Source organism: Dorea ammoniilytica (genome assembly GCF_025567415.1).
GTDB lineage: Bacteria > Bacillota > Clostridia > Lachnospirales > Lachnospiraceae > Claveliimonas > Claveliimonas ammoniilytica.
In genome coordinates this window covers 105,086-120,576 of record NZ_JAOQJV010000006.1, presented here as the reverse complement: position 1 = coordinate 120,576, position 15,491 = coordinate 105,086, and the positions used below count along the sequence as shown (strand labels likewise).

At 45.2% G+C, this 15,491-nt stretch carries 15 protein-coding genes; 14 read left to right on the top strand and 1 reads right to left on the bottom strand.

Annotated elements, in window-relative coordinates:
* The first annotated feature begins 45 nt into the window (after window positions 1–45).
* Window positions 46–483: a MarR family winged helix-turn-helix transcriptional regulator gene (locus OCV65_RS06815; protein ID WP_262581433.1), complete on the top strand. Its 438-nt coding sequence runs from the start codon at window positions 46–48 to the stop codon at window positions 481–483.
* Between the two features lie 55 nt (window positions 484–538).
* On the opposite strand, the gene sstT is transcribed toward OCV65_RS06815, so the two are convergent.
* Complete coding sequence (gene sstT, locus OCV65_RS06810) at window positions 539–1,768, bottom strand: serine/threonine transporter SstT (protein ID WP_262581432.1); 1,230 nt, start codon at window positions 1,766–1,768, stop codon at window positions 539–541.
* Between the two features lie 246 nt (window positions 1,769–2,014).
* Here sstT and OCV65_RS06805 point away from each other — a divergent pair, with 246 nt between their 5' ends.
* From OCV65_RS06805 to OCV65_RS06745, 13 genes are all read left to right on the top strand, one after another.
* Complete coding sequence (locus OCV65_RS06805; protein ID WP_118382735.1) at window positions 2,015–2,497, top strand: hypothetical protein; 483 nt, start codon at window positions 2,015–2,017, stop codon at window positions 2,495–2,497.
* A 101-nt stretch (window positions 2,498–2,598) separates the two neighbouring features.
* Window positions 2,599–3,663, top strand: a complete 1,065-nt coding sequence (locus OCV65_RS06800) for a cobalt-precorrin 5A hydrolase (RefSeq protein WP_262581431.1) — start codon at window positions 2,599–2,601, stop codon at window positions 3,661–3,663.
* A gap of 481 nt (window positions 3,664–4,144) precedes the next feature.
* Window positions 4,145–4,939, top strand: a complete 795-nt coding sequence (gene cobK / locus OCV65_RS06795) for a precorrin-6A reductase (protein ID WP_262581430.1) — start codon at window positions 4,145–4,147, stop codon at window positions 4,937–4,939.
* Window positions 4,940–4,941: 2 nt separating this feature from the next.
* Window positions 4,942–6,138 carry a cobalt-precorrin-5B (C(1))-methyltransferase CbiD gene (gene cbiD / locus OCV65_RS06790; RefSeq protein WP_262581429.1) on the top strand — a complete coding sequence of 399 codons (1,197 nt, stop codon included), beginning with the start codon at window positions 4,942–4,944 and terminating at the stop codon, window positions 6,136–6,138.
* Window positions 6,138–6,842: a precorrin-2 C(20)-methyltransferase gene (gene cobI / locus OCV65_RS06785; RefSeq protein ID WP_262581428.1), complete on the top strand. Its 705-nt coding sequence runs from the start codon at window positions 6,138–6,140 to the stop codon at window positions 6,840–6,842. The genes cbiD and cobI overlap by 1 nt, the downstream gene beginning before the upstream one ends.
* On the top strand, window positions 6,839–8,341 hold the full coding sequence (cobM, locus tag OCV65_RS06780; protein WP_262581427.1) for a precorrin-4 C(11)-methyltransferase: 1,503 nt from the start codon (window positions 6,839–6,841) through the stop codon (window positions 8,339–8,341). The genes cobI and cobM overlap by 4 nt, the downstream gene beginning before the upstream one ends.
* Window positions 8,334–9,569, top strand: a complete 1,236-nt coding sequence (cbiT, locus tag OCV65_RS06775) for a precorrin-6Y C5,15-methyltransferase (decarboxylating) subunit CbiT (RefSeq protein ID WP_262581426.1) — start codon at window positions 8,334–8,336, stop codon at window positions 9,567–9,569. Before cobM ends, cbiT begins: the two co-directional genes overlap by 8 nt.
* The gene (locus OCV65_RS06770; protein ID WP_262581425.1) at window positions 9,566–10,966 is read left to right on the top strand and encodes a cobyrinate a,c-diamide synthase; all 1,401 of its coding nucleotides are present in this window, start codon (window positions 9,566–9,568) and stop codon (window positions 10,964–10,966) included. Before cbiT ends, OCV65_RS06770 begins: the two co-directional genes overlap by 4 nt.
* 12 nt (window positions 10,967–10,978) lie before the next feature.
* On the top strand, window positions 10,979–12,034 hold the full coding sequence (gene cobT / locus OCV65_RS06765) for a nicotinate-nucleotide--dimethylbenzimidazole phosphoribosyltransferase (RefSeq protein WP_262581424.1): 1,056 nt from the start codon (window positions 10,979–10,981) through the stop codon (window positions 12,032–12,034).
* A gap of 14 nt (window positions 12,035–12,048) precedes the next feature.
* Entirely contained in the window at window positions 12,049–12,810 is a 762-nt protein-coding gene (locus OCV65_RS06760) for an adenosylcobinamide-GDP ribazoletransferase (RefSeq protein WP_262581423.1), read from the top strand.
* 3 nt (window positions 12,811–12,813) lie between these two features.
* Window positions 12,814–13,434, top strand: a complete 621-nt coding sequence (locus OCV65_RS06755; protein ID WP_262581422.1) for a histidine phosphatase family protein — start codon at window positions 12,814–12,816, stop codon at window positions 13,432–13,434.
* Entirely contained in the window at window positions 13,431–14,393 is a 963-nt protein-coding gene (gene cbiB / locus OCV65_RS06750; RefSeq protein WP_262581421.1) for an adenosylcobinamide-phosphate synthase CbiB, read from the top strand. The genes OCV65_RS06755 and cbiB overlap by 4 nt, the downstream gene beginning before the upstream one ends.
* A gap of 27 nt (window positions 14,394–14,420) precedes the next feature.
* Complete coding sequence (locus OCV65_RS06745) at window positions 14,421–15,485, top strand: pyridoxal phosphate-dependent aminotransferase (protein WP_262581420.1); 1,065 nt, start codon at window positions 14,421–14,423, stop codon at window positions 15,483–15,485.
* Window positions 15,486–15,491: the final 6 nt, after the last annotated feature.

The window sequence follows — 15,491 nt, the reverse complement described above, 5'->3', positions numbered from 1 at the left end:
TTCGTGCTAAAATAGTCATAGAAAAAAAGGAAGAGGAGTACGGATTTGGATACATACAAGGCAATTAACGATATTCTGGTTCATCTGTTTAATGAAATATGGGAGCTGGAAGAGAAGGCGATTATTACAGAAGAGTACAAAGATATCACCAATAATGATATGCACATTATCGAAGCAATTGGGTTGGGTGAAGGTAATAATATGTCTATGATTGCAAAAAAGCTCAATATTACCGTTGGTTCGCTGACAACTTCTATGAATAGCCTTGTGAAAAAGAAGTATGCAGAGCGTATTCGGAGTGAGGAAGATCGGAGAGTGGTGTATATCCGTCTGACGGAAAAGGGGATAAAAGCATACCATCATCACGAAGAATTTCATAAAAAGATGACAGACGCAGTGGTAGAGGCACTGGATCAGGAAGAAGTACCTGTGTTGGTGAAGACATTGAACAGTCTGGCAGAATTTTTCAGAAGTTACAGATGATAAATAGCCCTCATGTTTTGCGAAAGTGGCATAGCATGAGGGCTTTACTATATGTTTATGATTTAGAAGTGTATCTTTCCGGGTGAAGACGCCTGTCGCGGAATTCTGCAATAGCAGTGAACAGGGCATCTGTGGAAGAATTCAGTGCAGTTTCGCAGGAATCCTGCAGGACACCGATAATAAATCCTACACCGACTACCTGCATGGACAGGTCATTTGGAATACCGAACAGGCTGCAGGCAAGTGGGATCAGAAGCAGTGAACCTCCCGCTACACCGGATGCGCCGCAGGCACTGGCAGCGGATAAGACACATAGAATGATTGCTGTCGGCAGATCCACATGGATATTCAGTGTATGGGTAGCAGCCAGAGTCAGTGTTGAAATGGTAATTGCAGCACCGCCCATATTGATGGTAGCGCCCAGAGGAATGGAGATGGAGTATGTATCTTCATCTAATCCGAGGCTTTCGCACAGTTCCATATTGACCGGAATATTGGCAGCAGAGCTTCGCGTGAAGAATGCTGTCAGACCGCTGTCACGGAGACATCGGAATACCAGTGGGTATGGATTACGGCGCATACAGATATATGCGATCAGTGGATTTACAATCAATGCAACGAAGAACATAGTTCCGAGCAAAATTATTAACAGGCGACCGTAGGATGCCAGTACATTAAGTCCCTGCTGTGATACGGTTGTGAACATCAGACCCATGATACCAAACGGTGCACAGGAAATGATCCAGCGTACAGCAGTTGAGATGGCATCTGCAATATCAGATAGCATCTGCTTGGTAGAATCAGAAGCTCTTTTCAGAGCAATTCCAAAGATCACTGCCCAGGTCAGGACACCCACGTAATTAGCTTCTGCAAGAGCGTTGATCGGATTAGATACAATATTCATTAACAGGTTGGTCAGTACTTCTCCGACACCGCCAGGTGCAGTTAAATCCTGTGTATTCTCAGTCAGAGTCAGAGATACCGGGAACAGAAAACTAGCAATGACGGCAACGGCACCGGCAAGAAAAGTACCAAGTAGGTATAGGATAATGATGGTACTCATATTAGTTCGTTGTCCGATGTGCTGTCCACTTAAGGCACTCATGACCAGGAAGAAAACCAGAACCGGAGCAATGGCTTTCAATGCACCAACGAAGATATCACCCAGCATGGATATTACTGTTACTTGCGGAATAGTAAGTCCAAGGATCAGTCCGAGGATCAGTCCGCAGATGATTCGTTTAATGAGACTGATCTGATTCCATTTTTCAATTACTTTTTTCATAAATTATATACAGTTTATAAATGTAACTGTAATCCTCTCTTTCCTAATTAAAATATAAGTTTGATGGTGTCTGCAAAAATGCAATTTTCAACACACAATCTTATATATTATTGCACATAATGAATGGGAAATCTACAGGAAATGACAGATGTAAAAATGAATCGAAGATTGTCAGATATAGTGCAGTATGATAAGATAATAATGAGAGTAAATTTTATTGATTTCCAAATCTAAAGGAGAAGCAATATGGAAGAGAATAAAGACTATCAAAGCAGCATGGAGTATAGCTATGGAGGGGGTAATGCAACTGTCCAGGCTCCAGTAAAGGAAAATGTCTTTCTGGGTGCAGTGGGTGCCCTGGCAGGAACATTGATCGGAGTTATTTGTATTGTGATCACAGGACAGCTTGGTTACGTTTCGGCACTGTGCGGTGTGGTTATGGGAGTATGTGCCTTGCGCGGCTATCAGATGCTTGGAAAAACAGTGAGTAAAAAGGGAATTATTATTACTCTTATCATTATGATTGTCATGATATATGTCAGCAATTGGATTACTTATGCAATTGCGGTTGCAGATGTATATGACGTGGATTTTTTCACTGCATTTCAGGCAACACCAGAAATCATCAGAGTTGGAGATGTCGCATCAGCATATTATAAAGATCTTGCGATGTTGTATCTGTTTACAGCTTTAGGAGCATTTTCGACAATTAAAAAATGTTTCAAGTAAGCATGAAATATTGAAGTTTGTTTAGGATCGAGCAGGTGTCAGCCTGCTCGATTTTATGTTATACTGTGTTGGAAAATATTTATCTATGGAGATGATTGCTGATGCTTCGGATCTTAAGTTTTACAAAAACAGGAACTGAATTAAATGAAAAGTTGCGTAAGAAACTAAATAATGACTCTTGTGCGGGTTATGCGCCAAAACGCATATTGGATAGAAAGGAAGAATTGACTTATCTGCCGGAGAATATACCGGAATGGATTCAGGAGTATTGGGGTGTGGATGATTTCTTGTTCATCGGAGCAGCCGGTATTGCGGTTCGAATGATTGCACCGAGTGTGAAGGATAAATATACAGATTCTGCGGTACTTGTGATGGATGAGAAAGCACAGCATATTATTCCATTATTGTCCGGACATATGGGCGGAGCCATTCCTCTGGCAGAGCAGATTGCAGACATTACGGGAGCCATTCCGGTGATCACGACAGCTACTGATGTACAGCGGAAGTTTGCCGTAGATGCCTTCGCGAGAGACCACTATCTGAAGATTGCAGACAGGGAGAAAGCGAAGCTGATTTCTGTTGCCGTTTTGGAAGGCGAATCTGTAGGAATTTATGTTGAAGATGGTTATCCTCTTCTAAAACAGAAAGCCATAAAAGAAACGGAGCAGTATACTGAATTAAAATGGTGTGATAGTAAAGACATGCTGAATGAATATGAGTATGGAGTATGTATATCCACAGATACTAAGGATAGTTCAAAGAGAATTCTGGTATTACAGATCGGTAATGTTGTAGCAGGTGTGGGATGCAGAAAAGGAACTGCCATGCAGATCCTGGAACAGGGCATATCTGAGACGACTGCACGGCATGGACTTGATCAGAGGCAGCTGGAAGCCATCGTAAGCATTGACCTGAAAGCAGAAGAAACAGGATTGAATGAACTTTCTGAGAAGTGGAAGGTTCCGTTTATCACGTACACTTCAGAGCAGCTTAAGAGTACCGGAGAGGCAAGCAGCAGCTCAGAATTTGTGCAGCAGGTTACCGGAGTGGATAATGTATGCGAACGGGCAGTAAAGTACTATCTGAAGGATGAAAAAGATGGAAAGATTATCCAGGAGAAACTGCGCTTAGATAGGATGACAGTTTCTCTTGGAATGCGGTATTAACTTGTTCATAAGGCTTATATCTCAGTTGATAAGTACAGTGATTGTTGAACTTGTTGAAAAATCAAATGAAAATTACAGGACGTTTACAGTCTGAGTTTTGTCTATGTGCTGGATCGCGTTAGTTATGATTTCTTCTGCGCGTTCACTGTTGCCAGTCTGTAACAGGGCGCGAATGGATTCCAGAAGAATACAAAGTTCCTGATTAGTCAAATTATCACTCACTTTCCATACCACCTTTCTTATAATGTATACAATACGAATCTATAACTATTTGTAATTACATCATATCAAAAGGAAAAATAAATGTAAAGATATAAGCCTTAGGAAATAGTTAATGAAAATACAAATTACATAAATGATATACTTTTGAAATACATATGTCAATATGTTTTTTGTGAGAGTTGCGTATTTCCTATGAAAATGATAAAATCGTGACAGAATATACATAGACATACAGATGATATAACAGGGTGGAGTGTACATGAAGATTTTAGTATTTGCGGGTACAACGGAAGGAAGAAGAATTGCGGAGTACCTGAATGATACCGTAGCGGACAGCTATGTCAGCGTGGCAACTGAATATGGTGGCAGACTTTTGGAGGAGTATCAGCATCTTCATCTGCTTACCGGACGGATGGATGAGGATGACATCACAGCATTTCTGAGTGAGAAAGAGATTGATCTGGTGATAGATGCGACGCACCCATTTGCTGTTCTTGTAACCGGTAACATTAAGCGAGCGTGTGAGCGGGCAGAGGTACGGTATCTTCGTTGCCTGAGGGAAGAGGAACATTTGGCAGAGGAGATGGAGCCAATCGGTGATACAGGCTGCACCGTGGTCTGGGTGGACTCTGTAAAACAAGCGATAGAGTATCTTAATAACACCAAAGGAAATATATTTATTTCTACTGGGAGCAAAGAACTGGGATTATATGCGGAACTGGATGATTATCAAGAGCGTTGTTATGCGAGAGTATTATCAGTCTGGGAATCGGTGAAGAAGAGTATGGATCTTGGATTTGACGGAAAGCATCTGATTGCTATGCAGGGACCGTTTTCCAAAGAATTGAATGTCGCAATGCTCAGACAGACAGAAGCAGATTATTTTGTAACAAAAGAATCTGGCAAGACCGGAGGATTTGAAGAAAAATATGAAGCGGCTATGGAGACAGGGACTGTACTTGTCGTTGTGGGAAGGCCGGAAGAAGAAGGCTTCGGTGTGGAAGAGGTGTGTCAGAAGATTGCAGGACAGCTTGCGGATGAGCAGGAGGGATAGAGATGGCTAATACATCAATAGTCTGGAAGAATCAGACAAAACTTCGAACCGGATACACAACGGGGAGTTGTGCTGCAGCAGCAGCAAAGGCAGCTACTCATATGCTGGTGTCTGGAGAAGTGGTTGGAGAAGTATCGTTAGTGACGCCTGCTGGTATCCGCCTATATCTGGAAGTGGAAGATATTGTGAAAGAAAATAATTATGTCAGTTGCGCTATCCGTAAAGACAGCGGAGATGATCCGGATGTGACGAACGGTATATTGGTGTATGCTGGAGTATCATTTGTTTCAGACGATTTAGAACAGGATAACAGAGAAGACTGGGTAGAAGATGAGACAATCAGACATGTGATATTAGAAGCCGGTGAAGGTATCGGTCGTGTGACACAGAAAGGACTTGAACAGAGTATCGGAGATCCGGCGATTAATCTGGTGCCACGCAGGATGATCCGTGAGGCAGTAGAAGAAGAACTTCAGAAAGCCGGGATTGACCGTGGAGTCCGGGTGATGATATGGGTGCCGGACGGCGCGGAGATTGCGAAGAAGACATTTAATCCGAAGCTTGGTGTTGAGGGCGGTATTTCAATTCTGGGGACAACCGGAATCGTGGAACCTATGAGCGAGAAAGCTCTGACAGATACGATTTTTGTAGAAATGAAGGTGCGCAGAGAGAATGGCATGGATTATTGTTATGTAGTGCCGGGCAATTATGGATCAGATTTTCTGCATGATACGTTGGGGTATCAGGAAGATGCTGCAGTAAAATGCAGTAATTATGTAGGAGAAGTGATTGATGATGCGGTACGGCTTCAGATGAAAGGAATCCTGCTGGTAGGCCATATTGGCAAATTCATCAAGTTGGCTGCCGGGATCATGAATACACATTCTAGACAGGCAGATGGGCGTATGGAGATTCTTGCAGCGCATGCTGCAATGGCAGGAGGCTCCAGAGAACTGATCCGTCAGTTGATGGAATGTATTACCACCACGGCGGCATTGGAATTGTTGGAAAAAGAAGGTATACTAAAAGAAGTCATGTCTACAGTGATGATTAAGATAGAGGAACATCTGAAGCACCGGGCAGGAGACGGACTGGAGATTGGTGCAGTCATGTTTTCCAAAGAAATGGGAATTCTTGGCAAGACTTCTGATGCAGACAGACTTGCGCAGAAGATTCAGAGCAGAAAGAAGAAAGTATAATGGATAAAGGTATATTATACGGCGTAGGAGTCGGACCGGGGGATCCGGAACTGCTGACGATAAAAGCTTTAAAGGTGATAAAGGAGTGTGATGCAATTGCACTTCCAGTGTCTGGTACAGCAGATAAAACACAGATTACAGCATATCAGATTGTGTGGAAAATATATCCAGAGATTAACAAGAAAAGAATTATATTTCTTTCTATGCCGATGACAAAAGATAAGAAAGCATTACAGCAGGTGCATGCAGAAGGTGCAGAGCAGGTGTGCAGGAAATTAGACAAAGGAGAGAATGTTGCATTTCTTACATTGGGAGATGTAAGTATTTATTCAACGTTCCTGTATATACAGAAACTGGTGGAAGAATCTGGCTATGAGACGCGTGTGATACCGGGAGTACCGTCATTTTGCGCAGCGGCGGCAGTGCTTAAGACAGGACTTGGAGAAATGAGCGATTCAATTCATATTTTTCCGGGTTCTTATGATATCAGTGATGGACTAGAACTTTCAGGTACAAAGATTCTGATGAAGTCGGGAAGTAAGATTGGTCAGGTAAAAGAAGAACTGAAGAAGTATGACGGTCAGATACAGATGGTCACAAACTGTGGAATGAAAGAGGAACAGATATATTATTCACTGGATGAGATTCCGGAACAGGTGGGATATTATTCATTGATTATTGCAAAAGAAGGAGAAAAACGATGATTTGGTTTGTTGGGGCAGGACCGGGAGCAGAAGATCTGATTACTGTCCGGGGGCAGAGATTATTAATGGAAGCAGACCTGGTGATCTATGCAGGATCGCTGGTGAATCCTGAATTGTTAAAGTGCTGCAAAGATACCTGCGAGATTCGTAACAGTGCATTTATGACATTGGAGCAGGTGATTGATGCGATGGTACAGGCTGAGGAAGACGGTAAAAAGGTCGTACGTCTGCATACCGGAGATCCATCACTGTACGGCGCAATCAGAGAACAGATGGATCTGTTGGATGAAAAACGGATTACGTATCAGGTGTGTCCGGGAGTCAGTTCTTTTAGTGGAGCGGCAGCAGCATTACAGGCAGAATATACCCTGCCGGATGTATCCCAGTCGGTGGTTATCACCAGAATGGCGGGACGTACACCGGTTCCGGAGAAGGAATCTGTGAGAAGCTTTGCAGAGCATGGAGCAACCATGGTGTTGTTTTTAAGTACCGGATTGATTGGAAAGCTTACTGAAGAATTACTTGCCGGAGGATATACGGAAGATACCCCGGCAGCGATCGTATATAAAGCGACCTGGCCGGAAGAGAAAGTGTTCCGCTGTACGGTCGGGACGCTGAAGCAGACTGCGGATAAGAATCAGATTACCAGAACGGCATTGATCGTGGTGGGGAATGTATTGGATTGTGAATATCGGAGAAGTGATCTGTATCATCCGGAGTTTTCTACAGGATATCGGAGTGCACATGCGAAAAAAGAGGTATCAGGACATAAGCGGATCTATGTGATCGGTATGGGACCGGGGAATCGGAACAGCATGACCTATGAGGCTGCAGAGGTGATCGAGCGGTGTCAGGTGATTGCGGGCTATACGGTCTATGCAGACTTGTTAAAAAAAGAATATCCGGGCAAAGAATATCTGACAACGCCGATGCGTCAGGAGACACAGAGATGTCAGCTTGCATTTGAAGAGGCTGCAAAAGGAAAAGAAGTGGCAATGGTATGCAGTGGGGATGCCGGGGTATATGGCATGGCTGGTCTGATGTATCAGATTGGTCAGGAATACCCGAATGTCGAGATAGAGGTGGTTCCTGGTGTGACAGCGGCATTGTCCGGTGGTGCAGTACTTGGTGCGCCATTGATGCATGACTTTGCTGTGATCAGTCTGAGTGATCTGCTGACTCCTTGGGAGAAGATTGAGAAGCGTCTGCTTATGGCAGCGAAGGCGGATCTTGTAATCTGTCTCTATAATCCGTCCAGCAGAAAGCGTGCGGATTATCTGCAGAAAGCATGTGATCTGATGATGCAGCAGAAAGCACCGGAGACTGTGTGTGGAATCGTACGCAATATCGGACGTGACGGAGAGTCCGCTGAGATTATGAGTTTAGCGGAACTTAGAAATAAAAAAGTTGACATGTTCACGACTGTATATATTGGAAACCAGGAAACAATAGAATTAAATGGGAAAATGGTAACACCAAGAGGATATCGCAATGTGTGATAAAATATGTGAAAGCAGATGTAGTGCAGTACTTATCGGCGCCGGGATGGGAAATGAAAATATGCTGACTCTGGACGCAAGAACACAGATAGAGAAGGCGGATGCCTGTATCGGAGCAGTGCGCCTTCTGGAAGTATGTCCGAAAGAGAAACCGAAGTTTGCAGAGTATCGATCTGTGGAAATTATAAAGATTATAAAAGGACACCCGGAATACAGCAGATGGGCGGTTGTCTTGTCCGGTGATGTGGGATTCTACAGCGGTGCGAAGGCATTGACGAAGGCATGTAAGGAGGCAGGAATTTTAGTAGATATCGTACCGGGGATTGCATCCGTTGTCTATTTGGCGGCGAAGCTTGGCATATCCTGGGAAGATGCGGCTCTTCGCAGTATCCATGGCAGGAATCAGAATACGATCTATGCTATCGAGCATCATGCGAAGACATTTCTCTTGTTGGACAGGAAAAGCGGAACGGAGTTTTGCGAACAGATCAGGGAATACGCTATGGAAGATCTGATCTGTCATATAGGTGTCCGTCTGTCATATGAGGATGAAATGATACGAACGATATCTGCCGGAGAATTGACACCGGAGGATCTGGGAGAGCTTTCTACCATGTTAATTGAGAATCCGCATCCTGTGGAATCCGTATCGGCTCACTTGCCGGATGATGCATTTATCCGCAGTCAGGAAGGACATGTGGTACCGATGACAAAGGCAGAAGTCCGGGCAGTCAGTATGGCCAAGCTTGGGCTTACCAGAGAGGCAGTTTTTTATGACATCGGCGCGGGCACAGGTTCGGTGTCAATTGAAGCGGCACTTCACGGGGAGCAGGTGCAGGTGTATGCGATTGAACAGCGGGAAGATGCGTGTGATCTGATCCGGGCAAACAGACGGAAGTTTCGGGTGGCACAGGTTCAGGTAATCCATGGAAGTGCGCCGGAGGCAATGGAAGGACTTCCGGTACCTACACATGCATTTATCGGAGGAAGCACAGGACATCTCCATGACATTATCCGTATGTTGAAGGAGAAGAATCCGGAAGTGGCACTGGTGATTAATGCCATTTCCTTAGAGACGATAGAAGAAGTAATGTGTGCAGTCAGATCTGGTCTGCTGAGAGATCCGGAAATCATACAGATGAACGTGGCTGCATCCAGAGTATTGGGAAGATATCATATGATGACCGGACAGAATCCGGTATATATTATTACGGAGAGAAAACGATGACAAAGCTACCGGGAATCCTGCTGGCAGCTCCATCCAGTGGCAGCGGCAAGACAATTGCTGCCTGTGGACTGATGGCAGCATTCAGGCAGATGGGGAAAAATATCCGGGCATGCAAATGCGGACCGGATTATATTGATCCGATGTTTCACCGGACAGTACTTGGGATAGAATCTGAAAATCTGGATCTGTTTTTCAGTAGCAAAGAAGAGCTGCGGGAAATCTATCAGGCTCATGGAAGATGTGCGGATCTGGTTGTGACGGAAGGCGTTATGGGGTATTATGACGGTATTTCATTTGGAAGTATGAATGGCAGTGCATGGGATATTGCCGGGGTACTGGAGCTTCCGGTCATATTGGTTGTTCCATGCCGTGGGATGGCATCTTCTGTATTGGCACTGTTGAAAGGATTTCTGGAATATCAGAAGGACAGCCATATCAGAGGCATTATCCTGAACCGTATTTCGCCAATGCTTTATCCGCGGATGAAAGAGATGCTGGATCATGGACTTGCGGATATGGGACATCCGGAGGTGAAGATACTTGGGTATCTTCCAGAGAAAGAATGCTTTCGACTGGAGAGCAGACATCTGGGACTTGTGACACCGCAGGAGCTGACCGGATTAAAAAGTCAGCTTCAGGAAGTGGGAATGACAATTGCAGAGACAGTCGATCTGTCAGAGATTCTTAAAATTGCAGAACAGGCAGAGTGCCTGGAAGAAGAGAATCCGATAAAAAAAGAAGTGAATGGGAAGCAGAAGGTGCACGTGGCTGTTGCCAGAGACGAAGCATTTTGCTTTTACTATAAAGAGAATATGAAATTACTGGAACAGGCCGGATGTGAACTGGTGCCATTCAGTCCTTTGGAGGATGAGACATTGCCGGAAGGCTGTTGCGGATTGATTCTCGGGGGCGGTTATCCTGAACTATATGGTGCCAGACTGGAGGAAAATGAAGGCTTGCGCAGGGAAATACGGCAGAAGATCACAGACGGCATGCCATGTCTTGCAGAATGTGGTGGGTTTCAGTATTTGCAGGATGGACTGACGGATGCGGAAGGATACAGTTATCGTATGGCAGGAGCTATTCCGTCAGAGAGCAGTAATCAGGGGAGACTTGTGCGTTTCGGATATGCGACTATTGAGGCAGAGCAGGATGGCGCATTTTTAAAGAAAGGCGAACAGATACGGGCGCATGAATTTCATCACTGGGACAGTACAGATAATGGAGATAGCTGTCTGGCAGTGAAGCCGGATGGGAAGAGAAGATGGCAGTGTATACACATGAAAGGGAATCTGATGGCAGGCTATCCACACCTCTATTACCGCTCGCACCCGGAACTGGTGGAACGATATGTGAAAGCCTGCACAGAATATTCCAAAAAAGGAACCAGACGATAAAGGAAGCTAACTATGACATTAGAAGAATTACAAGAAGAGATACAGCCGGCTGATCAGGATGTGGTCAGACTGTCGAAAGAACGATGGATGAAGGTTGGGAAACCGCTGTTCAGCCTGGGTAAGCTGGAACAGCAGATTACCCGGATTGCCGGGATAAAACGGATTGCATGCTATGAAATTAAGAAGAAAGCATTGGTTGTCATGTGTGCCGATAATGGTGTGGTGGCAGAAGGCGTGACACAGACCGGGCAGGAGGTTACGGCAATTGTGGCAGAGAATTTCAGCCGTCATGAGACCAGTACCTGTCTGATGGCAGAGGTGGCTGGCGTGGACATTTATCCGGTAGATATCGGTATGATAACGGATGTAAAGAATGTAACCAGAAAAAATGAAAAGACTGCATATGGAACGAAGAACTTTGCAAAAGAGCCTGCTATGACACGAGAACAGCTCTGGCAGGCAATCGAGACCGGCATTCGTATCGCCGGAGAGAAGAAGCAGGAGGGATATGATATTCTGCTGACAGGCGAGATGGGGATTGGCAATACAACGACCAGCAGTGCAGTGGCATCAGTACTTCTTAACCGTGATCCGGCAGTGATGACCGGGAAGGGAGCCGGTCTGGATGATGAGGGTCTTAAGCGTAAGATTCATGTAATCGAGGATGCAATCGGACGATATAATCTCCGGCAAGCGGATGTGCTTACGGTGATGGCATCGGTTGGTGGATATGATATCGCAGGACTCTGCGGACTTTGTATTGGTGGAGCACGTTATCATATACCGGTCGTGCTGGATGGATTTATATCCGGGGTGGCAGCTCTTTGTGCAGTCCATTTGATTCCAGCTGTGGCGGATTATCTGATCCCATCGCATGTATCCAAAGAGCCGGCAGCTCATTATGTATTAGATGAGCTCGGACTGTCACCGCTTGTCACCTGTGATATGTGTCTTGGAGAAGGAAGCGGTGCAGTTGCTGTGATCCCCCTGTTGGAGATGGGATTGAAAGTCTACGGAGATATGGGGACATTTGAGGATATAAAGGTAGAGCAGTATAAGGTATTGTAATTCAGGAGAAATATATGAGTATTATAAATTCATTTTTTATCGCATTATCTATGTATTCCAGAATACCGGTTCCGAGAGTGGACTGGGAAAAAGAAAATATGCGATATGCCATGTGCTTTTTTCCCATGATTGGAGTTGTCATCGGGGCAGTTATGTATCTGGCAGGTTGGCTGCTGGATAAGACGTCTGTGGGCGGTCTGTTCCGTGGTGTGGTATTTACCTTGATTCCGATCATGATCACCGGAGGCATTCATATGGACGGTTTCATGGATACCATGGATGCGCTCGGATCCTGGGGAGACCGGGAAAAGAAGTTGGAGATTCTGAAGGATTCTCATGCGGGTGCATTTGCTATATTGGGAATGGGTTGTTATCTGATGTGGAGTATGGCAGTATGGAGTGAACTTCCGGCAGAAGTGCTGAGAGTGTGCTGTGTAAGTTTTGTCCTTTCCAGAGCACTCAGTGGGTTCAGCGTAGTTACATTTCCGGCGGCAAGAAATAGTGGGTTGTTGAAGATGTTTCAGGACGGAGCACAGAAAAAAGTTGTCAGGATTACGATGTGTCTGTATGTGGCAGCAGCAGTGATCATGATGGCAGTGATGAACGCACGGGCAATGACAGGAGCTGTTACTGGTGTGATGATCGCATTTCTATATTATATAGTGGTGAGCCGGAAGCAGTTTGGGGGCGTGACAGGAGATCTGGCAGGATTTTTTCTGGAGACGGCAGAGCTTGCAATGTTTACCGGAATTTTAGTGACCTGCATTGGGAGGTAGCAGATGGAGATTATATGGGTACGGCATTTTATGACACCAGGCAACCGTAAGAAACAATATATAGGAAGTACGGATGAACCACTGGATGAGGAAATGATTCCGCAGGATCTGAAAAACTATCCGCAGATTGATGCACTGACCGTCAGCCCGATGCTCCGATGCAGGCAGACAGCAGAAAGGATCTGGCCGAGTATGCCTTTTGAGACAGAACCGCTGATGCGAGAGTTGGATTTTGGCGAGTATGAGCGAAAGACATATGAAGAACTGAAGAACGAGCCGGTATATCAGGCTTGGCTTGATTCCGGTGGTGCAGGTGCATTCCCTGGAGGAGAAGACCGGGAAGATTTTCAGAAGCGCTGCGTACAGGGAGCAGAGAATATGATCAGCAGACTGATTGCGGAAGACTGTAAACGTGCAGGTGTGGTAGTGCACGGTGGGACAATTATGGCGGTGCTGTCTGCATTTGATCCCGAGAAAAGACCGTTTTACCACTGGCAGGTATGTAACGGCAATGGATATATAACTGATATTGATCCGGAAGAGTGGAAAAAGGGCGTACATCTTTTTTACAATGTCCGGATCCTACACGAGATAGATATAACAGATGGAGAAAAATTACGATGAAGATATTATGTGTCTGCCTGATCGGTATGATACTGGACTGGATATTTGGAGATCCGGTATGGCTGTATCATCCGGTGCGGATTATTGGCAAATGGATATCGTTTTTGGAAAAGATACTCCGGAAGTTTGCCGGAGATCAGGAGGGGAATGAGAAGAAACTATTGATCGCAGGAGGAATATTGTGGATACTTGTGATCCTGGCATCAGCAGCAGTGCCAATGGGGATTTTATATCTGGCAGAGAAGTTCAGCCCATGTGCGGCATTTGTGTTGGAGTGTTTCTGGTGCTATCAGCTATTGGCAGCAAGATCACTCGGAAAAGAAAGTAAAAAAGTATATAAGAAATTAATACAGGATGATTTGTCAGAAGCAAGGTTGGCAGTATCGATGATTGTCGGCAGGGATACGGAGAATCTGACAGTGGAAGGCGTGACGAAGGCGGCGGTGGAAACGGTGGCTGAGAATACCAATGATGGGGTGATTGCACCATTAATTTATATGCTGATCGGCGGTCCGATACTTGGATTTGTATATAAGGCAGTCAATACTATGGATTCTATGTTAGGATATAAGAATGAAAAATATTTGTATTTTGGCAGAGTAGCGGCGAAAATGGATGATGTGGCGGGATTTATTCCGGCAAGGATTTCAGCACTGCTTATGATTCTGGCATCCTGTCTGCTTGGGATGGACGGAAAGAATGCACTGTGGATCTGGAAGAGGGATCAAAGAAAACACGCAAGTCCAAATGCAGCGCAGACGGAAGCAGTATGTGCAGGCGCATTGCAGGTGCAGCTTGCGGGAGATGCCTGGTATTTTGGGAAAAAACATGAGAAAGATACAATCGGGGATCCAATCCGGGATATTGAGCCAAGGGATATTCTGCGGTCGGAGAAATTAATGATTGGAACAGAAGTGCTGACATTTTTGCTTTTCAGTGGCATCCGGCTGTTTTTCTAAAGAGTATTTTGACAATAGAGGTATGACATGAAATATACACACGGAGGAGATATCTACACAACTGAATACCGGCTGGATTTTTCAGCAAATATCTGTCCGTTCGGAGCCAATGAAGCAGTTCGCCAGGCAGCAATTCGTGGGATGGAAATGGTGACAGCTTATCCAGACAGTCAGTGTAGGAGATTGCGGCAGAAGCTAGCAGAGACACTGAAGATTCCGGTTGAGTGGATAATTGCGGGAAATGGCGCAGCAGATGTGTTATTTTCTCTGGTGCTGGCAGAGAAGCCGGGAAAGGGCATGATACTTGCTCCGGCATTTCAGGAGTATGAGCAGGCTCTGCGCAGTGTGGACAGTGAGGTGATTGTGTGGAAACGGAATCCGGAACAGGCTTTCAGGCTGGATGAGGAGTTTTTGGTGCGTCTGGAGAAGGAATTAAAAGAAGGGCTTGGAATAGTTTTCTTCTGTACGCCGGATAATCCGTCAGGAGCATTGATTTTAAAAGATATTCTGTTGCAATCGCTGGAACTGTGTGAGAAGTATTATGCACGTATGGTTGTGGATGAAAGCTTCTGGGAATTTGCGTTTGACCGGGAAGAGGAGACGATGCTGCCATATATCAGGCAGTTTCAATCACTTTTTTTGCTTCGTTCGTTTACAAAAATGTATGGCATTCCGGGACTCAGGCTTGGTTATGGATTATGTTCGGATACAGATCTCCTGGAACGCATGGAAGAAGTCAGACAGCCGTGGAGCGTATCGATCCCGGCGCAGGAAGCAGGAATTGCAGCGTTAGATGAGACTGGCTGGCGCAGAAAAGTGAAAAGTTATGTAGCAGAACAGAGAATCTGGCTTGCCGGAGAACTGGAAAGCATGGGATGTAAGGTATATCCGTCGTCAGCCAACTATCTGTTATTCTATCTGGATCAGGAGCTGATGGAACCATTGAAAAGAAAGGGTATCCTGATCCGGAATTGCAGTAATTACCGGGGACTTACAAAAGGTTATTATCGGATCGCAGTAAAGACAGAGGAAGAGAACAGACAGCTGATCGATGCGATACGTGATGTGATAGATAACACGGATTTGAGATAGGAGGAT